Source organism: Brucella sp. GW823-FHT04E01 (assembly GCF_058796175.1).
This window is the reverse complement of record NZ_JBXAIK010000001.1, coordinates 321,318-340,979: the sequence shown is the minus strand read 5'-3', so window position 1 is coordinate 340,979 and position 19,662 is coordinate 321,318. Positions and strand designations below refer to the sequence as shown.

Sequence of the window (19,662 nt, the reverse complement as noted above, 5' to 3'; positions counted from 1 at the left end):
TCGAATGAGCGATTGTTCCACAAGTCAGGACATTCATGGCGCGTCCGCGTTGAGCCCGTGCCGTTCAATGCGACTCAAAATACGCGGAATTTCAAAAGCTTTAATGATCCGTCAATGAATCGGTGACATCACTAAATTCTAAAAGGCGTGACCAGCGTTTCCGGTTGCGTTGTTGAGTAACGGGCGTGTGGCGTATGGATTCGAAACGAGGGCTGAAACATTCGGTCAACGGCAAGGCAGTGAAGCTGCGCGATAAGCGCGGTTCTGTCGTTCTGTTGTCGTTTATGGCCATTGCTGTTGCCTTGGCGGGTTGTGCATCGGCACCGCAGCCGAAATCGAAGACAAAGCGCTCGAAGGAATATTTCGCCGAATCCAAATATGGCGTGAAAGCCAGCCCACGCGTAGCCTTTTCGAAAGGAAAGCCTCTACCACGTGGTGGCGGGCGCGATCAGACCGGTCAGCCATACAAGGTTAAGGGGCGCTGGTATTATCCCAAGGAAGACAAGAAATACGTCAAGGTCGGCCATGCCTCCTGGTATGGCGAAGCTTTCCATGGTCGTCTGACTGCCAATGGTGAAGTCTATGACATGACGCATCTGACCGCAGCGCATCCAACGATGCCGTTGCCGAGCTATGCCCGCGTGACCAATCTTGCCAATGGCAGTTCGGTGATCGTGCGTGTGAACGACCGTGGTCCATACGAATATGATCGCGTGATCGATCTTTCCCAGAAAGCTGCCGAAATGCTTGATTATCAGCATCACGGTACAGCGAATGTGAAGGTCGAATATGTCGGAAGAGCTCCGTTGAACGGCAATGATGATGCATTTCTGATGGCGTCGTACCGTCCGGCAGGTGGCGATGCGATCGGCCAGCCCGCAACTGGCGTCATGATGGCAATGAACGGGCCGACGCCGACCTCACCGAAGTCACGCGTTCCGATGCCTGTAATGGACGCGGTTCCGGTGTCCGCGCCTATACCTGAAAACTCACCGTTTGCAGTCGATCCTGCTTATAGCGATCCGTCGGGTGGAGCAGCTCCAATGTTACCGGCAAATGTACCGGTACCGTCGCAGCGCCCCGGTACAAGCTTCGGAGTGGCTAATGCTGCCGGTGTCAGCGGTCTCGCGGGCTATGCGTCTGACCGGCTTGCAGCAACAGCCTATGCCGAAGAGCGCGCCTATGGCAGCATCCTGACCAAGGATGCGATCTCAAGCGCCTGGAAGCGTCGTGAAGCCGAGGAACACGGCGAATATGTTGAGATTGGCACATTCAAGACGCTTGAAGAGGCCAAGCAGGTTCAGGCTTCATTGCCAGGCTCAATCAGATTTACGCTCACGAAGATTCCGACCGAAACCAGTGAGTTGTACGAGTTGACAGCCGTGGCCGAGAAGGGTGGAAATGATGCCCTGCTGCGTGCGGCCTGGAAGGCAGGCGCAGAAAATGCGTTTGTGGTGCGTCTCGATTGATCGCTCACGATACGGTGATAAACACTGGCATATTGATTTTGGTCGGATTCGTTGCGTAAGCTCTATCACATTGCTCACGTAACGGGATTTGCATGGGGCTGATTTCAAAAACACTGGTGTTTGCTCGTGCCGTCACTGCCGGCGTTTCGCTGGCTGTTGCCATGCCGGTTACTAGCTTGGCGGCACCTGTCGAAACTGCATTCGTTACAAAAGCTCCGCAGGTCTTGCTCGTCGATGACCGGAGCGGAACTGTGCTTCTTTCCAAGAATGCCAATGTTCCGATTCCTCCTGCGTCTCTTGCCAAGCTGATGACTGCGGAAGTGGTATTTGAAGCGCTCGAACAGGGTGCCACGACACTCGGTACATCATATACAGTCAGCGAAAATGCATGGAGAACCGGAGGTGCACCCTCGGGGACGTCAACGATGTTCGCGCGTATCAAGTCGACGCCGACCGTCGCTGATCTTTTGCAAGGAATGATTGTTCAGTCGGCGAATGACGGAGCTATCGTACTGGCAGAAGGACTGGCAGGCAGCGAGCAGGCTTTCGCAGACCGCATGAACGACCGTGCGAAGGAACTAGGCTTGACCGGCTCCAAGTTCGTAAACTCGACGGGTTTGCCTGCTGAAGGACAAGTAGTCTCGCTGCAGGATTTGGTCAGATTGGCGCGACATATCCGAACCGCCCATCCTGAATATTATAAGTACTATGCTCAACCGGCCTTCACCTGGAACAACATCATGCAGCGCAACCGCAATCCGTTATTGCGGCTTGATGTCGGGGCTGACGGCATGGGAACAGGCTTTACGGAAGCGTCGGGCTTTGCGCTGGTCGGGTCGGCGGAACAGAACGGTCGCAGGCTTTATCTGGCGGTGAGCGGCCTTGCCAGCATCAAGGAGCGTGAAGAAGAAGCAAAGCGTCTCCTGCAATGGGGGATGACGGCATTTGATGATGTGCAGCTTTATCCGGCGGACGAAATCGTGGGTGAGGCGCAAGTTTTCGGTGGTGCGCTCACGCACGTGCCGTTGAAGGTCAAGGATCGCGTCGAGCTGTTGTTGCCCAAGGACGGTCGCGACAAGCTGAAAGCGCGTATTGTCTATAAGGGTCCACTCGATGCACCTGTCGCCGACAACCAGCAGGTCGGCGTTCTTCGGCTGGAGCTTAATGGTAGTATTCTTCGCGATGTTCCTGTTTTTACAGCGCAATCTGTAGAAGAGGGGAGCCTTTCGAAGCGCGCATTGGGTGCGGCAATGGAGCTTTCCACTGGCTGGCTGCGGAAATATCTTTAACCTGTGCTACGCGTATTCCAGGCTCGACCTGATAGCCAAAGGCCGATAATAACTTTCATAGAAGTCCATTCGGACATCGATTCAAACATTTGGAAGTTGGTTTGTCGGGATTGTTCATCACATTCGAAGGCGGCGAAGGAGCGGGCAAATCAACGCAAATTGCGTTGCTGGCCAAGCATTTGCGGGCAAACGGCTTCGATCCGGTCACCACGCGAGAACCGGGTGGTTCTCCTGGTGCGGAAGCAATTCGCCATGTCATATTGAGCGGCAATGCGGAGAACTACGGCGCAGCGATGGAGGCGCTTCTGTTCGCGGCGGCAAGAGCAGACCATGTGGACCAGCTTATCCGCCCGGCGCTGAATGAGGGGCGGGTGGTCCTCTGTGACCGTTTCATCGACTCAAGTCGTGCGTATCAAGGTGTTACCGGCAATCTCGACAGAACCTATATGGCGGCGGTGGAGCGCATTGCGATCGATGGCGCCATGCCTGACATGACGATCATCCTCGATATTCCCGCAGAGAAGGGTTTGTCTCGTGCTGGAAAACGGCGCGGTAGCGAGACGGCGGACCGATTCGAGAAGGAAGATATTGCTGTGCACGAGGCACGACGGCAAGCCTTTCTCGCAATCGCCGAGGTGGAACCTGAACGCTGCAAGGTGATCGATGCTGATCGCTTGCAAGACCAGATTGCAAGTGATGTCGCAAAAGAGGTTGATAGTGCTTTGAAGGAAAGGGGGTTGTTGTGATTGAGGAACTCGACGTCCCTAAAGCGCACGATTCCATTGAAGGTGTGCCAGAGCCTTCTGCAAGTGATTATGTTGCCGGGCACCGGGAGATTAGTGACTTTTTGGCGCAAGCCTATCGCGAGGGGCGTATGCATCATGCGCTGCTCTTTGAAGGTGCGCAGGGGATCGGCAAGGCAACGCTCGCTTTTCACCTGGCAGGGCATATGCTGGCGCATGGCGACAATAGCGAGGCGCCGGAGCATATTGCTGTTCCGGATTTTGCAAGACCGCTCTGGCGACAGATTGCAGGCGGGATGCATCCCGCTGTCCTGCATATTAATCGCCCATTCGATCAGAAGACCGGGAAATTCAAAACGGGTATTCCTGTGGAGGAAATCCGCCGGGTTACACATTTTCTGACCAGAACGGCATCAGACCACGCTTGGCGCATCGTTATTGTCGACCCTGCCGATGATATGAACCGCAATGCCGCCAATGCACTCCTGAAAACCCTGGAAGAGCCTCCTGCACGGGCGCTCTTTATCCTGATTTCCCATTCGGCGGGACGCTTGCTCCCGACAATCCGGTCGCGTTGCCAGAGCATCGGCTTCAAGCCACTCGACGATGCTGGGTTGACGGATGCCTTGGCACATGTCAGTCCCGGTGTCGGAATGCAGGCTGATGCTGTTACGCAAACACTGCTCCAGCGATCGGAAGGCAGTGTGCGTAAGGCACTTCTGCTGGTAGCGAATGGCGGTATCGAAATCTCCGACACTGTCGATTCCCTTCTCGAAGGACAAAATTTCGATTTGCCGAAAGCGCAGGCGCTCGGCGGCATATTGAATGGTCGTGAGTCGGAGGTTCAATATGAGCTGTTCCGTGATCATCTGCTTGGGCAGGTTGCAATCGAAGCTCGTCGTCGTGCGGAGGCAGGGCAACTGCGTGATGCAGATCGCTGGTCGCGTTTCTGGAGTGATCTCGTACGCGAGACCGTGGATGCTGAAACCTATAATCTCGACCGCCGGCAAGCTGTGGTAATCCTTTTGGAAAAAACGCATCGCGCTTTTCGTTCCGGTCAGCCTCCGCTTGCGTGACATGGCCGCTGACATGCGTTATGTCACCGCTGATAATTTTCTCCTCGTGTGTCTGCTAATCATTCAGGCGCGCTTTCAAACTTCGAAAGACCGGGTCCATAATGAGCCGCGAAAAATATTACATCACCACCGCGATTGCTTATCCGAACGGAAAGCCGCACATCGGCCACGCGTATGAGTTGATCGCGACCGATGCAATGGCGCGTTTTCAGCGCCTGAATGGCAAGGATGTTTTCTTTCTGACCGGTACGGACGAACACGGCATCAAGATGTTGCAGAGCGCGCGCAAGGAAGGCATTACGCCGCGCGAGCTCGCAGATCGCAATACGGCTGCGTTCCGCCAGATGGCGGATGTGCTGAACAGCTCGAATGACGACTATATTCGCACCTCGGAAGAGCGCCATTACAAGGCGAGCCAGGCTATCTGGAAAGCGATGGTTGACAATGGCGATATCTACAAGGGTGGATATGCCGGCTGGTATTCCGTGCGTGACGAAGCCTATTACGGCGAAGAGGAAACGGAAGTCCGCGAGGATGGTGTGCGCTACGGTCCGCAAGGGACTCCTGTCGAATGGGTTGAGGAAGAAAGCTATTTCTTCCGTCTCTCAGCCTATCAGGACAAATTGCTCGATCTTTACGAGAAGAATCCGGGCTTCATCATGCCTGCGGAACGTCGCAACGAGATCGTGAGCTTCGTAAAGTCGGGTCTGAAGGACCTGTCGATTTCGCGTACGACATTCGACTGGGGCATTCCGGTGCCGGGTGACGAGAAACACGTCATGTATGTCTGGGTCGATGCCCTGACCAATTACATTACTGCTCTTGGCTATCCTGATACTTCGGATGAAAAGTGGGGTTATTGGCCTGCCGATGCACATATCATCGGCAAGGATATCTCGCGCTTTCACGCCGTCTATTGGCCTGCATTCCTGATGTCTGCTGGTATTCCGCTGCCGAAGCGGGTTTTCGCACATGGCTTCCTGTTCAACCGCGGCGAGAAAATGTCGAAGTCCCTTGGCAATGTGATCGATCCCTTCGGTCTCGTTGAACGTTATGGGCTCGATCAGCTGCGCTATTTCCTGATGCGTGAAGTACCATTCGGTCAGGACGGCAGCTACAGTCATGACGCCATCGTCAACCGCACCAATGCCGATCTGGCCAATGATCTCGGTAATCTGGCGCAGCGTTCGCTGTCGATGATCGCCAAGAATTGCGAAGGTAAGGTTCCGGTTCCGGGTGAATTCTCCGACGCGGATAAAGCCATTCTCGATCAGGCCGATGCGGCGCTGGAAACGGCGCGTAAAGCTATGGACGACCAAGCGCTGCATCTGGCGCTCGGCGCGATCTTCGCCGTCGTTGCGGAAGCCAATCGTTACTTCGCAGGGCAGGAGCCTTGGGCTCTGCGCAAGACCGATCCTGCACGCATGGGCACTGTCCTTTATGTAACAGCTGAAGTCATTCGCCGTGTCGGCATTATGGTGCAGCCGTTCATTCCGCAGTCGGCAGAAAAGCTTCTCGACATACTGGCAATTCCTGCCGACAAGCGTCAGTTCTCTGACGTTACGGCAAGCCAGCTTGTCGGGGGTGCCGATCTGCCAGCCCCGCAGCCGGTATTTCCGCGCTATGTGGAAACAGAAGAACAGAACTGAGTTCAATGATGCTTGTCGACAGTCATTGTCACCTCGACTTTGCCGACTTTGAACCGGAGCGTGATGATATTGTTCAGCGCGCTCTGGATGCCGGAGTTAGGCGCATGGTGACGATTTCCACGAGGGTAAAGAAATTCGATACGATCCGTGCGATCGCGGAAGCCTATGATTCCGTTTATTGCTCGGTCGGTACCCATCCGAACAATGCGCATGAAGAACTCGACATTACGGCTGATGATCTCGTGCGTCTTTCGGAACATCCGAAGGTTGTCGCCATAGGCGAGGCGGGTCTCGATTATCACTACGACTATGCCCCACCGGAAGCGCAGCGCCAAGGTTTCCTCGTACACATCGAGGCGGCGCGTCGGACTCAGTTGCCGTTAGTCATTCATGCCCGCAGTGCGGATGAGGATATGGCCGAGATACTGGAGCGTGAGACGGAGAAGGGCGCTTTTCCGTTTATCCTGCACTGCTTCTCTTCCGGTCGTGCTCTGGCTGAAAAGGGCATCGCGCTCGGCGGTTATGTTTCTTTCTCAGGGATTCTGACTTTCAAGAACTCACCGGAGATCCGTGAAATAGCGACCATCGTTCCGCGTGACCGCCTGCTGGTGGAAACGGATGCGCCGTTCCTTGCTCCGTTGCCGCACCGGGGCAAGCGTAACGAACCGTCTTTCGTGCAGCATACGGCGGCCGTGCTGGCTGAGACAATTGGCGTGAGCAATGACGAAGTCGCGCGTATCACGAGCGACAATGTGTTCAGGCTGTTTTCCAAGATGCCTCGGCCTACACTGGCATTGTAAGGGGGAAGATTGAGCGTGACTCCCCCCAAAAATTGCCTGCGTTTCACGGTTCTGGGCTGTGGTTCGTCGCCCGGCGTGCCGCGTATCAATGGCGATTGGGGCAGTTGCGATCCCAATAATCCGAGAAACAAACGTCGTCGCGCATCGCTATTGGTTGAGCGATTTGACGATACAGGTAACAGCACAACAGTTGTGATCGATACCGGGCCGGATTTCCGTGCTCAGATGATTGATGCAGGCGCACACAGCCTCGATGCGGCTGTTTATACACATCCGCATGCTGACCATATTCACGGTGTCGACGATCTTCGCACATATGTCGTTGAAAATCGTCGTCTCATGGATGTCTATGCCAATCGATTGACGCGGAACCGGCTCTTCGAGGCATTTGGCTATTGTTTCGAAACACCTGCCGGATCGAGCTACCCGCCGATCCTCAGCATGCACGACATTGCTCCGGAGACGCCGTTTTCCATATCGGGAGCGGGTGGCCCAATCCGCTTCGAGCCGTTTAGTCAGGTGCACGGCGATATTGAATCGCTCGGCTTTCGTATCGGATCTGTTGTTTATTGCACCGATGTGAGCGCTTTCCCTGAAACAAGCCTCAAGTATTTGGGCGGGGCCGACGTGCTCGTCATCGATGCATTGCAATACCGCCCACATCCAAGCCATTTCTCGCTTGGCGAAGCGCTGGAATGGATCGAGAAGCTGGCGCCCAAGCGCGCCATTCTCACGCATATGCACGTTCCACTCGATTACGAGACCGTCATGCGTGAGACACCGGGTAATGTCGAACCGGGATATGATGGACTCCGCTTCGACGTACCGTTTTAGATTTTAGGCCATGAAGAAAAAAGCCCGCGATGAGATCATCGCGGGCTTTTCATTTGAAAGCTCTTTGATTTAGCCCACTGCGCCCTTGGACGGGAACGGCATCACATTGCTACCCTCAACAGCTTTGGGCGCTTTGTCCTCCAGCATGAGGCCGCCAGCACGAAGAAGGTCGGTAAAGCGACCGCCGCGTGCGGCCAGTTCATCGAAGCTGCCGCTTTCGACCAGATGGCCCTTGTCCATGAAAAGGACCAGATCGGCGGAGCGGACTGTAGAAAGACGGTGAGCAATGATGAAGGTCGTGCGGTTGTGGCTGAGATCGTCAACCGCCTGCTTCACCTTCTCTTCGGTTTCAACGTCAAGCGCACTGGTGGCTTCGTCCAGAACGAGGATCGGCGAATCCTTCAGGATTGCGCGCGCAATCGCAAGGCGCTGACGTTCACCGCCCGAAAGCTGTGAGCCGCGTTCGCCGACAACCGTATCGTAGCCATCGCTCTTGGCCAGAATGAAGTCGTGGGCTGCTGCGGCACGTGCTGCAGCATGCACTTCCTCATGCGTGGCGCTTTCACGACCGACACGAATATTCTCCTCGACCGATCGATTGAACAGGCCTGCATCCTGAAAGACGGTTGCGATGGCGTGACGTAGCGAACGACGGCTGACGGTACGCGTATCTGTTCCGTCGATCGTGATGCGGCCAGCTGCCGGATCAAAGACGCGCTGCAACAGATTGATGAGCGTCGTCTTGCCTGCACCGGTTGGGCCGACGATGGCCACCGTCTGTCCCGGCTTGATTTCAAACGATACATCATAGACGCCCTGGCCGGAGTTCGGAAACTCGAAGGTTACATTGTCGAAAATGATGTCGCCCTTGACGTCGTTCAGGTCTGAGACGCTCTGGGGCTCCTGACGATCAGCCGTGGCATCTTCCATCTGAAAGAACTCTTCAAGCTTGGCGCGTGCCGTAACGGTCTGGTTGATGAAGGCGCTGATCTGGTCGAGACGACCGATCATCAGCTGTGCAAAGCCGATAAAGGCAATTACATCGCCGACGCGCATCTGGCCTTTGGTAACGAAGTAAGCGCCGAGAACGAGAACCACCACCATTGAGAAGGTCGATGCCATGCGGTTCAGGCCGCTGGCCAGCGCCCACCAATTGAGAACAGGAAACTGTACCTTCTCCAGGTTCTTGGCATAATCACGCAGAGATTGGGTTTCCGACGCAATGCGGTTATAGCTCTGCACAACCGAGACGTTGCTGATCGTATCGCTCACATGTTCGAACAGCTTGTGGTGATGCTTTTCGACAGCGGTCTGACCATCCTTGGTCTTGCGCATGACGAGCTGGCCAATCATCACATAGATGACACCGAGCACAATGAGCACCAGCGACATGCGCATATCCATGCTCATTGCAACCGGAATGAGCGTTGCCAGAGCAACCACGGTCGTCAGATGCTGGCGCATGAATTCGAGCCAGAGCGTGAAAAGCGAGTCTGTTGCGCGGATCAGCGTGTGGAGTGCGTTGGATGTACCGCGCTTCTGGTGCCACGAAAGCGGCATAGTGATGAGACGCTCATAAGAATCGATCATCACGCCCAGACGACGGCGGTGTGCGAGGCGGTCGGCTCCGCGCGCCACGAAGACTGCAGCAACGATGTTGAAGCCGCCAAGCGCAGCCCACATCGCAAGAGGCGAGAAGATGTCGCCCTTATCGGAGATAGCCTGAATGACCCGACCGAACAGAATAGGTTCGGCAAGTGTGACCAGGGCAACCAGCACGCTGGCGACACACATGGTAATCGTTGCAGTCTTTTCGACCGCAAGGTATTCCATGGCTCGCCAGTAGATTTTGAGCAATGACACTTTCGCACTCCCGCTCGTTCTATTTCACGGGACTAAATGGTATAGCCCCTTAGTTCTATCAATATCTGATGACGACAAGAAGTGGCGATTGGGTGTCAAGATCGACCATAAATTAAGAACGTGTGTAACCGAGTGTGAAGATTCAGTAGTCGAAATGGAATTCTTTAGGGATTGCTGGACCAGTTTCGGCTAAAGCAGCCAAATTGCAGTTTTCAGGAATTCCGCCTAGCAATCGTCGGAACTCGCGTCTATTGACAGGACTTAATGACCGGCGCGCGCGTACGCACCGCAATAGCAAGAGTTGATCGGGTTTCTCCATGGCAGGCGTTGAACAGAAGATTGTGGATACAGGCGAGGCGGGCATGCGGCTCGACCGCTGGTTCAAGGTCCATTATCCGGGGCTGGGTTTCGGCCATCTGCAGAAGCTTCTGCGGTCGGGGCAAGTTCGTATCGACGGCTCAAGGGCCAAGGCAGATACGCGTATTCAGGCCGGACAGACTGTTCGTATTCCACCTCTTGGCGTCGATGAAAAGGCCGTCGGCCCGGTCACGGCGCGCACAATCCGCAGTCAGCAGGACGGCGACGTGCTTTCGCAGATGCTTCTTTATGAAGACCCGAAAGTGTATGTTTTCAACAAGCCTGCAGGTCTCGCCGTGCAGGGCGGTTCAGGCGTATCGCGTCATGTTGATGGAATGCTGGAGGCATGGCGCAACAAGAAGGGCGAAAAACCGCGTCTTGTGCATCGTATCGACCGTGACACATCGGGCGTGCTTGTCGTTGCTCGTACGCGGGGCGCAGCGCAGGCGTTGACCACCGCCTTCCGTGAACGCGACACCAAAAAGACCTATTGGGCTTTGGTCAAAGGCGTTCCACGCAAGCGCGAAGACAAAATTTCCACCTGGCTGGTCAGGGAACAGACACCGGATGGCGACAAGATGCGTGTTTGCCAGCATGGTGAGCCGGATTCCGATCACGCTGTCTCATATTATCGCATCATTGAGAAGGCAGGGAACAATCTGACCTGGCTGGAGATGGAGCCTTATACCGGCAGAACCCATCAGTTGCGCGTTCATGCGGCCTATATCGGTCATCCTATCATCGGTGATCCAAAGTATTTTGAAGCTGACCAGAATTGGGAATTCCCGGGCGGTATACAAAAACGTCTGCATCTTCATGCGCGCCGTATTCGTATTCCAAACCCGTCGGGCGGTACTATCGATGTGACCGCGCCACTGCCGCCGCATATGGTTCAGTCGTGGAACCTGCTCGGCTTTGATGAGGAAAGTGCGGAAGATTAAAAATGTCAGGCGAAGCGGGGGGATCGTCCGAGGGACGAGTTTCGTTCGATGGACTGGCCATCATGCTGGTCATGTTCATCATGTTCAGCTGGGGGCTCAATCAGGTTGCCATCAAGATCGGCAATCGAGGGTTCAATCCCATGCTGATGGCAGCGGGGCGTGCTGCGCTCGGTGGCTTGTGCGTTTTTCTCTGGTGTTACTGGCGCCGTATTCCGCTTTTCAAGCGTGATGGCACGCTCTGGGCCGGAATTGCCGCCGGGCTGTTGTTCGGAAGCGAATTCGTCCTGATTTTTCTGGCGATGGAGCTGACGAGCGTTGGGCGCGTCACACTCATGATGAACGTCATGCCGTTCTGGGTCGCGATTGGCAGTCATTTCCTTCTCGGCGAGCGGATGTCTGTCCGGGCCTTCGTTGGCATGTGTATCGCCTTTCTGGGTGTGTTTCTCGTCTTCTCCGATCATGTCAGCCGACCGGGGCCGTACGCCATCTATGGCGATATGCTTGCGCTGGTGTCAGGTGTGCTGTGGGGACTTACCACGCTGGTTATCAAGCGAACCCGGCTTGCCTATACGGCTCCAGAAAAGACGCTTCTCTACCAGCTGGTGGTCGCGACACTGGTGCCGCTGCCATTCATCGCGTTGAGCGGCCCATTGCTTCGTAGCCCGGATGCCTTGTCCATATCGGCGTTTCTCTTTCAGGCGATATTCGTGGTGGCATTCACCTATCCGCTCTGGTTCTGGATGGTGCGCCGTTATCCGGCATCGAAACTTTCTAATTTCGCCTTTCTCACGCCCGCTTTCGGCGTTTTATTGAGCGGTCTGATCCTGAATGAGCCTCTGAGCTGGAAAATATTCGCGGCTCTTGCGCTGATTGGTTGCGGACTGATGATTATCAACAAGCCGGCAAAGGTCACCAACGCCCGATGAAACTGGTCCTTTTCGATTGCGACGGTACGCTGGTCGACAGCGGTGACTTCATTCACAGATGCATGGCTACGAGCTTCGCAGATGCCGGTCTGGAACCTCCCGGAATCGAGGAAACGCATTCGATCATCGGCCTGTCGCTGCATCTGGCTATTGCTAAGATTCTGGATCGCGAGCCGGATGAGCAGGTGCATTGGTTGACGCAACGCTACAAGGAAAACTTTGTGATGTTGCGACAGGCGCCCGATTTCACGGAGCCGCTCTACGATGGAATTATGCCGCTTCTGACGGAGCTCGGGGCGAGGGACGATCTTCTGCTTGGCATAGTGACCGGAAAATCCCAGCGCGGCGTCCGCTCTGTTTTCGAACGTCATGGCATCGGGCATCATTTCGTGGTGACGCGTACTGCTGACGATTGCCCGTCGAAACCGCACCCGGCCATGGTGCTTGAATCCTGTGCGGAAATGGGGATAGAACCCAGCCAGACAATTGTTATCGGTGATGCTGTTTATGATATGCAGATGGCACGCGCGGCGGCGGCTATGGCGGTGGGCGTCTCCTGGGGGTATCATAACCGACAGGGACTGATTGAATCTGGCGCCCATCACATTCTGGACACGCCATCTGAACTCCATGCATTGCTGCAAGGTATGGACGAACAGGTTCTCTAGTTGTTGAGCCTTCCACCAAGTCAGCGACACTGAACTGGACAAATCTATGCGTGATATTTTGAGTGATCTTGAGGCAGGAAAGCAGCTTTCGGACGAAAACCCGATCGTGCGGGCACAAAAGCAGATGCTGGCGCAACTGCCTAAACGCTTCTACGAAAAGGCAGAAGTGGCGGAAGTTGAAGGCGGCTTTGCCGTCCATCTGGATGGTCGCCCTGTCAAGACGCCGGCTCGCAATCTGCTGCTGTTGCCGACCAAGGCGGCGGCCCAGATTGTAGCGGATGAATTCACCGCTCAGGAAAAGGTTATCGACCCAGGGAAAATGCCTGCGACCCGTCTCGTCAACACAGCGATTGACGGGATTGCGCAGGATCCACAGGCAGTTTTTGAGGACATTTTGCGTTTCGCGGGCACGGATATGCTTTGCTATCGCGCCGATAGTCCGCAGGAACTCGTTTCCCGGCAGACCGAGCAATGGGATCCGCTGATCGATTGGATGGAAGGCCTTGGCGCACGTTTTTCACTTGCCGAAGGTGTGATGCACGTTGAACAGCCTCGGGAAGCCATCGCGGCATTCGGTGTTCATCTGGCTGGTTTCAAAGACCCAATCGCGCTGGCATCACTGCATACAATGACGACGCTGACCGGGTCAGCGATTATTGCACTTGCTATCGCAAAGGGTGAAATAACAGCAGAGCAAGGCTGGAATCTGGCTCATATTGATGAGGACTGGACTATCGAGCATTGGGGTTCGGACGCGGAAGCCATAGAGCGGCGAGAAAACCGCGAAATTGAAATGATGATGGCGGCGCGCGTGCTCAAAGCACTTTAAATATCAGACTTATCGCATTGATCTAATAAAGAAACCCCGGCAATGCCGGGGTTTCTTTTGCGCGCGCAATCATCAAGTGTTGTGCGTCGTTCCCCTCGGTAAGAGCAAAAGAAATGGCGCGAACGCATTAACGCCCGCGCAGCTTTCTTAAACCGAGTAGTACATGTCGTACTCGACCGGATGCGGCGTCGTTTCATAACGCATCACTTCGGCCATCTTGAGTTCGATGAAGCTGTCGATCTGATCGTCATCGAACACGCCGCCAGCCTTGAGGAATTCACGATCCTTATCGAGCGACTGCAGTGCTTCACGCAGCGAACCGCAGACGGTCGGAATCTTCTTCAGTTCCTTGGCAGGCAGATCGTAAAGATCCTTGTCCATGGCCTGACCGGGATGAATCTTGTTCTTGATGCCGTCAAGACCAGCCATGAGCAGGGCAGCAAAGCACAGATACGGGTTTGCCGCCGGATCAGGGAAACGAACTTCCAGACGCTTGGACTTCGGCGAATTGCCGAATGGAATACGGCACGAAGCCGAACGGTTGCGAGCCGAGTAGGCAAGCAGAACCGGGGCTTCGTAACCCGGAACCAGACGCTTGTAAGAGTTGGTCGACGGGTTGGTGAAGGCATTCACGGCCTTGGCGTGCTTGATGACGCCACCGATGAAGTAAAGGCAGTTTTCCGACAGGCCGGCATATTCGTTACCAGCGAAGGTTGGCTTGCCTTCTTTCCAGATCGAGAAATGGACGTGCATGCCCGAACCGTTGTCACCGAAGATCGGCTTCGGCATGAAGGTTGCGGTCTTGCCATAGGCATTGGCAACCTGATGCACGACATACTTGTAGATCTGCATCTTGTCGGCGTTGCGGACCAGCGTATCGAATTTCACGCCGAGTTCGTGCTGTGCGGAAGCAACCTCATGGTGATGCTTTTCAACCGTGACACCCATTTCGGTGAGGACGGTCAGCATTTCCGAGCGCATGTCCTGCGCGCTGTCGATCGGCGGTACCGGGAAATAGCCGCCCTTGACGCGCGGACGGTGGCCGAGATTGCCTGTTTCATATTCGGTATCGTCGTTCGACGGCAGTTCGGTCGAGTCGAGCTTGAAACCGGTATTGTACGGGTCAGCCTTGTACTTCACGTCGTCGAAGACGAAGAATTCAGCTTCCGGACCGACATAGACCGTGTCGCCGATACCGAGCGACTTCATGTAGGCTTCCGCCTTCTTTGCAGTCGTGCGCGGATCGCGGCCATAGGCTTCACCCGAGATCGGGTCAAGAATGTCACAAAGGATGACCAGCGTGGATTGAGCGAAGAACGGGTCGATATGGGCCGTCGTCGGATCCGGCATCAGAACCATGTCGGATTCATTGATGGCTTTCCAACCGGCGATGGAAGAGCCGTCGAACATCACGCCGTCGACAAACATTTCTTCGTCGACGAGGCCGATATCCATCGTAACGTGCTGCAGTTTGCCCTTCGGGTCGGTGAAGCGAAGGTCGACGAACTTGATGTCGTTGTCTTTGATTTGTTTGAGAATATCGTTGGCAGTCGTCATTTTAATTCCCTGTTTGCACGACGATGGATTGTACGCAGGTATTATCAGATTGCATCCACGCCGGATTCACCGGTGCGGATACGGATAACTTCTTCGATGTTGGAGACGAAAATCTTGCCGTCGCCGATGCGTCCCGTCTGGGCAGCCTTGCGGATGGCTTCGATGGCGCTGTCCACGGTTTCGTCTGCGACGATGACTTCAACTTTCACCTTGGGAAGAAAGTCGACGACATATTCGGCGCCGCGGTAAAGCTCGGTATGACCTTTCTGTCGTCCGAAGCCCTTGGCTTCGATGACAGTGATCCCCTGTAAGCCGACTTCCTGAAGGGCTTCCTTCACTTCATCCAGCTTGAAGGGCTTAATGATGGCTTCGATCTTTTTCATCAGAGAATGGTCTCCGCTCTTCTACGGAAATGGACATTGTGCCCGTTTCACCAATAGAGAAGCATGAAGTGTGCCAGTTTGAAGTCTGTATAAATAATTTCTTCGATTTCGTTCATCCGCAGGCAGAGTGGCACTATTCATGACGCTTGTGCAAGCGGGACTCTGCTGACGGGTATGAAATAGGCACTATCATTCTGGTTTATCTGTCTAAAAATTAGTCATTGTGCATCAAAAGAGGGCAAGCTTGCATAAAGTCCGGTGCCGCGTATTTAATCACAATGAGACCCCGTATTGAGAAGGTACGCGATGTACGAGTTGCTGACCCCGCAGGAAATGGCAGAAGCGGATCGCCAGACGATCGAGACTGGTATCAAGGATGGTTTCTCACTGATGCTTGCTGCAGGCCGAGCCGTCGCAGAGGTTGCACAGCGGATGTTTCCTCGCAATGCTCCAGTTGCTGTTCTGTGCGGGCCTGGCAACAATGGTGGCGACGGTTACATCGCCGCGCAGTTTCTGCTGGAAGCGGGTTTGGAAGTTGTGTGCTTCGCATCCGCTCCCCCGAGGAAAGGCTCCGATGCCATGCGTGCGTCGTTGTTCTATAAGGGGCCTGTCTCGAACTTCGGTGAATTTTCGGTCGCGAGTTTCGGTGGCGTAATCGATGCATTATTCGGCGCTGGCCTCGCTCGCGATGTTCACGGAGCTGAAGCCATCGCGATTGATGCTGTGAACACTTCTGATGTGCCGGTTGTGGCGGTTGATTTACCTAGTGGCATATCCGGTGAAAGCGGCCATATCCTCGGAACGGCGATCCGTGCACGAGCAACAGTTACGTTCTTTCGCAAGAAACCCGGCCATTTGCTACAACCGGGAAGGGCGCATTGCGGTGTACTTCATGCGGCCGATATCGGCATTCCCGATCACATGCTCGCGGCGATCGTACCGCATGCATTCGAGAATGCTCCAGACCTTTGGGCAAGCGCCCTGCCAGTATCTGGCGTTGAGGCCCATAAGTATAGTCGCGGCCATGCAGCCGTGTTTTCCGGTGGCGCTCATTCGACAGGTGCCGCACGCTTATCAGCCCTCGCTGCGGCCCGTAGTGGAGCGGGTGCGGTAACACTTCTGTCTCCACCCGATGCTATGACGGTCAATGCCACGCATTTGACCAGTATCATGATCCGTGAAACCCGTGGTTTGAGGGATGTTCGACAGTTCTTTGCCGAACGTAAGGTCGCAGCAGCGGTACTCGGTCCGGGCTATGGAAATCCCGCGTTCGCGCGTGAGCACGCCCTGTTTCTCGCAAGCGGTGAGGCTGAGGGGTTTCATGGTTTGGTTCTTGATGCCGACGGGATTACGGCCTTTGAGCAGAATCCAGCTGAGCTTTTCGATAAGCGACAGGGCATAAAGACTGCTCTTGTGCTTACACCACATGAGGGAGAGTTCCGGCGGCTTTTTCCAGATATAGCAAAGAGTTCGACATCAAAGATCGAAAAGGCTCGCGAGGCTGCAAGGCGTGCTAACGCAGTCCTTATATATAAAGGTCCCGATACCGTGATCGCAGAACCGGGTGGTCTGGCAGTGGTCAATGCCAATGGAACCCCGCTGCTCGCCACTGCAGGATCAGGCGATGTCTTGACGGGAATTGTGTGCGGCCTGCTTGCTCAAAGGATGCCCGCATTTGCAGCGGCCTGTGCTTCCGTGTGGATGCATGCGGACGCCGCGCGACGCTTTGGCCATGGACTTATTGCGGAAGATTTGCCTGCTCAGATACCTGCTGTCCTGTCGGCATTGGTGCGATCCTCTCGCAATTAACGACCGGACGTCCGGCTGTTCTTGGTGCCGACATCAATCGTGATGCTTCCAGAGACCGAAACGTCAGTATTGCCAACACGAAAATTTTTCCAGTTACCGCTTGGTGCCTGTTCCGGTTCGGGAGCAGGCGGCGGGGCGGTCACAATGGGTTTTTGAGCCTGAACGCCGGGCAGTCCCGGCGATCCGTCGTTCGCAGACGCTGTTGATACCGTGGCTAAGAAAACAAAGCCAAATATAAGAAAACGCTGCGTAATCATTTACCATTCTCCCTTTATACGGGATCGGTGACCGCATCGATGAGCTGTTCGGCCATTTCGAGAGTGAACTCGTCAAAATGCGAAATCACACGGCTTGGATCGTAATGCTGCACGGGAAGATCGGTATACCCAAAGTCGACGGCAACAACGGGGATGCCTGCAGCTTTTGCGGTGTCGATGTCGGTTCGGCTATCCCCGACCATGATTGCCCGTTCACGATTGCCACCAGCCCGTACAATGGTCTCGGTGAGATGGCGCGGATCAGGCTTGCGATAAGCAAATGTATCGGCTCCGCAGATTGCAGCAAATCGTTCGGCTTCACCCATGGAAGTCAGGAGTTTTACCGACAAGGCCTCAAATTTGTTCGTGCAAACTGCCAACTCGTAGCCACTTGCCGAGAAGCGGTCCATTGCTTCCACAACGCCTGGGAAAAAGGTTGAATGTCCCGGCATGTGATCCGCATAATGTTCGCGGAACTCTTCCACGAGGTTGTCGAGCAGTGCTTCGTCAGCCTGTTTCTTCTGCGCAGCGAAAGCACGCTCGATCATGACGCGCCCGCCTTGCCCTACGAATCTGCGTAACGATTCACGATCTGCTGTTTTCAGGCCCGATATAGCGAGGCAGTGATTGAGACTGTCGAGAAGGTCTGGTGCTGTGTCGACAAGGGTTCCGTCGAGATCGAAAACGATGATGGGCTTGGGGTTGGCAGCAGACATTAGCTTCTCGTGTGTGAAATGGGGAATAAGGAAGTCCTATCTGATTGTCGACTTCGGCTCAACCTCGCGATCGGGATGCGCTCTAAAAACCGAAATTCTGCGTCATAGTTCGAATAGGCGCTTTGTTGTGCCGCGTCCGCATGCTAGAGGCGAACCGGACCACAATGAGAATCCGCAGGGGAATATCGGGAATTCAAGTATGGACGAAGCTCGCAAGCTGAAAATCGCAGCCGCCGCAGAAGCGCTCACGCACGTCAAGGACGGAATGCGTCTGGGGATTGGTACTGGTTCGACAGCCGAGGAATTCGTGCGCCTGCTTGCCGACAAGGTAAGCAACGGCTTCAAGATCATTGGAGTGCCTACTTCCGAACGCACCGCAAAACTTTGCGAGGAACTCGGGGTTCCGCTTACGACGCTCGATGAAACGCCTCATCTCGATCTTACCGTGGATGGTGCCGATGAAGTCGATACCAACCTTTCGCTCATCAAGGGCGGCGGTGGAGCGCTTCTTCGTGAAAAGATCGTGGCTGCGGCATCTGACGCAATGATCGTTATTGCCGACAGCTCAAAGGTAGTTGAGGCGCTTGGGCGTTTTCCACTGCCTATAGAAGTCAATCGCTTCGGTCTCGGTGCTACCATGCACGCGATTGAAGAGGCAGCTGCGAAGTGTGGTCTTGCAGGCCCACTGGCACTGCGTTTAAAAGATGGCTCACCCTTCGTAACAGATGGTGGGCATTATATCGTGGATGCATCTTTTGGCCGCATTCCCGATCCAAAGACACTATCTGACGCTCTCTTCGCAATTCCAGGCGTTGTCGAGCACGGACTTTTCATCGGACTGGCGCGTGCGGCAGTGGTTGCCGGCAACGACGGCATCCGCACCATGAACCGGTCTTGAACTGATTGAACGGAGTACTGACCTTATGATCCCGGCAACTGGCTTTCGCCGTCTGATTGCACCGTTTTCCGCGCTCGTACTGATGTCGGGCATTCATGCAGCTTCGGCACAGGAAATCACTGAAGCTCATCTGGAAGCTGCCCGTGCCGCTATTTCTGCGATTAGTGCTACTGAGCAGTTCGACGAAATTCTGCCGAACGCAGCGCGCTCCCTCAAGGGTGAACTGATCCAGAAAGATCCGAATCTGGAAGCCCTGATCACGAAGACTGTCGATGACAAGGCTCTCGCTCTTGCTTCCCGCCGTGCTGATCTCGAAACCGAATCCGCTCGCGCCTATGCAAAAGCGTTTTCCGAAGACGAACTCAAAGCCATAGCAGCATTCTATACGTCGCCTGCAGGCAAGAAGCTTCTGTCCGAAGGCCCGATTGTGACGCGTGAAGTCGTGAAAGCAGCAAATATCTGGCAGAATGGCATCGCTCGTGATCTGGCGACCGGCGTAGCTGAGGTTCTGGCGGCACAGGCTGGCGCTGCTGCAGCTCCGGCACAGCCTGCGCAGCAGTAATTTTTGCGGTAACGAGGAATTTGGAAGCCCGGTCCC

The 19,662-nt window shown here is 54.9% G+C and carries 19 protein-coding genes; 14 read left to right on the top strand and 5 right to left on the bottom strand.

The annotated features are described in order from the left end of the window. The first annotated feature begins 194 nt into the window (after positions 1-194). The 7 genes from AC1RHM_RS01770 (at position 195) to AC1RHM_RS01740 (ending at position 7,860) form a co-directional block, all read left to right on the top strand. Complete coding sequence (locus AC1RHM_RS01770; protein WP_010660022.1) at positions 195-1,469, top strand: septal ring lytic transglycosylase RlpA family protein; 1,275 nt, start codon at positions 195-197, stop codon at positions 1,467-1,469. A gap of 92 nt (positions 1,470-1,561) precedes the next feature. Next, positions 1,562-2,758, top strand: coding sequence for a D-alanyl-D-alanine carboxypeptidase family protein (locus tag AC1RHM_RS01765; protein WP_010660023.1), 1,197 nt, complete (start codon positions 1,562-1,564; stop codon positions 2,756-2,758). A gap of 101 nt (positions 2,759-2,859) precedes the next feature. Further along, positions 2,860-3,504 carry a dTMP kinase gene (gene tmk, locus AC1RHM_RS01760; protein ID WP_010660024.1) on the top strand — a complete coding sequence of 215 codons (645 nt, stop codon included), beginning with the start codon at positions 2,860-2,862 and terminating at the stop codon, positions 3,502-3,504. Then, positions 3,501-4,577, top strand: a complete 1,077-nt coding sequence (locus tag AC1RHM_RS01755; protein ID WP_010660025.1) for a DNA polymerase III subunit delta' — start codon at positions 3,501-3,503, stop codon at positions 4,575-4,577. Before tmk ends, AC1RHM_RS01755 begins: the two co-directional genes overlap by 4 nt. Positions 4,578-4,678: 101 nt before the next feature. After that, positions 4,679-6,226 carry a methionine--tRNA ligase gene (metG, locus tag AC1RHM_RS01750; protein ID WP_010660026.1) on the top strand — a complete coding sequence of 516 codons (1,548 nt, stop codon included), beginning with the start codon at positions 4,679-4,681 and terminating at the stop codon, positions 6,224-6,226. 8 nt (positions 6,227-6,234) lie between these two features. Further along, a complete protein-coding gene (locus tag AC1RHM_RS01745) occupies positions 6,235-7,026 on the top strand; it encodes a TatD family hydrolase (RefSeq protein WP_010660027.1) in 792 nt (263 codons plus the stop codon). Positions 7,027-7,041: 15 nt separating this feature from the next. Further along, positions 7,042-7,860 (top strand): MBL fold metallo-hydrolase, encoded by an 819-nt coding sequence (locus AC1RHM_RS01740; RefSeq protein WP_010660028.1) that lies wholly within the window; start codon positions 7,042-7,044, stop codon positions 7,858-7,860. Positions 7,861-7,929: 69 nt separating this feature from the next. On the opposite strand, the gene AC1RHM_RS01735 is transcribed toward AC1RHM_RS01740, so the two are convergent. Continuing rightward, positions 7,930-9,723 (bottom strand): glucan ABC transporter ATP-binding protein/ permease, encoded by a 1,794-nt coding sequence (locus AC1RHM_RS01735; protein WP_010660029.1) that lies wholly within the window; start codon positions 9,721-9,723, stop codon positions 7,930-7,932. A gap of 317 nt (positions 9,724-10,040) precedes the next feature. On the opposite strand from AC1RHM_RS01735, the gene AC1RHM_RS01730 reads away from it, so the two are divergent. From AC1RHM_RS01730 to AC1RHM_RS01715, 4 genes are read left to right on the top strand one after another with little or no spacing between them, the layout of a single operon-like run. Next, on the top strand, positions 10,041-11,021 hold the full coding sequence (locus AC1RHM_RS01730) for an RluA family pseudouridine synthase (RefSeq protein ID WP_010660030.1): 981 nt from the start codon (positions 10,041-10,043) through the stop codon (positions 11,019-11,021). Positions 11,022-11,023: 2 nt separating this feature from the next. Then, positions 11,024-11,947 carry a DMT family transporter gene (locus tag AC1RHM_RS01725; protein ID WP_010660031.1) on the top strand — a complete coding sequence of 308 codons (924 nt, stop codon included), beginning with the start codon at positions 11,024-11,026 and terminating at the stop codon, positions 11,945-11,947. After that, a complete protein-coding gene (locus AC1RHM_RS01720; protein ID WP_010660032.1) occupies positions 11,944-12,615 on the top strand; it encodes an HAD-IA family hydrolase in 672 nt (223 codons plus the stop codon). The genes AC1RHM_RS01725 and AC1RHM_RS01720 overlap by 4 nt, the downstream gene beginning before the upstream one ends. 46 nt (positions 12,616-12,661) lie before the next feature. Beyond that, on the top strand, positions 12,662-13,444 hold the full coding sequence (locus AC1RHM_RS01715) for an ATP12 family chaperone protein (RefSeq protein WP_010660033.1): 783 nt from the start codon (positions 12,662-12,664) through the stop codon (positions 13,442-13,444). Positions 13,445-13,591: 147 nt separating this feature from the next. Here AC1RHM_RS01715 and glnA read toward each other — a convergent pair whose 3' ends face one another. Beyond that, positions 13,592-15,001, bottom strand: a complete 1,410-nt coding sequence (glnA, locus tag AC1RHM_RS01710) for a type I glutamate--ammonia ligase (RefSeq protein ID WP_010660034.1) — start codon at positions 14,999-15,001, stop codon at positions 13,592-13,594. Between the two features lie 44 nt (positions 15,002-15,045). After that, positions 15,046-15,384, bottom strand: coding sequence for a P-II family nitrogen regulator (locus tag AC1RHM_RS01705; protein ID WP_002964122.1), 339 nt, complete (start codon positions 15,382-15,384; stop codon positions 15,046-15,048). A gap of 306 nt (positions 15,385-15,690) precedes the next feature. Between AC1RHM_RS01705 and AC1RHM_RS01700 the strand changes: the two genes are divergently transcribed. Then, a complete protein-coding gene (locus AC1RHM_RS01700) occupies positions 15,691-17,193 on the top strand; it encodes a bifunctional ADP-dependent NAD(P)H-hydrate dehydratase/NAD(P)H-hydrate epimerase (protein WP_010660035.1) in 1,503 nt (500 codons plus the stop codon). Here AC1RHM_RS01700 and AC1RHM_RS01695 read toward each other — a convergent pair. Further along, positions 17,190-17,450, bottom strand: a complete 261-nt coding sequence (locus AC1RHM_RS01695; RefSeq protein ID WP_010660036.1) for a hypothetical protein — start codon at positions 17,448-17,450, stop codon at positions 17,190-17,192. The genes AC1RHM_RS01700 and AC1RHM_RS01695 overlap by 4 nt on opposite strands. Positions 17,451-17,464: 14 nt before the next feature. Beyond that, a complete protein-coding gene (locus AC1RHM_RS01690) occupies positions 17,465-18,166 on the bottom strand; it encodes an HAD family hydrolase (protein WP_010660037.1) in 702 nt (233 codons plus the stop codon). A gap of 199 nt (positions 18,167-18,365) precedes the next feature. Here AC1RHM_RS01690 and rpiA point away from each other — a divergent pair, with 199 nt between their 5' ends. Together rpiA and AC1RHM_RS01680 are read left to right on the top strand one after the other, a co-directional pair. Then, entirely contained in the window at positions 18,366-19,064 is a 699-nt protein-coding gene (gene rpiA / locus AC1RHM_RS01685; RefSeq protein WP_010660038.1) for a ribose-5-phosphate isomerase RpiA, read from the top strand. 25 nt (positions 19,065-19,089) lie between these two features. Further along, entirely contained in the window at positions 19,090-19,626 is a 537-nt protein-coding gene (locus AC1RHM_RS01680; RefSeq protein ID WP_010660039.1) for a DUF2059 domain-containing protein, read from the top strand. Positions 19,627-19,662 lie beyond the last annotated feature (36 nt).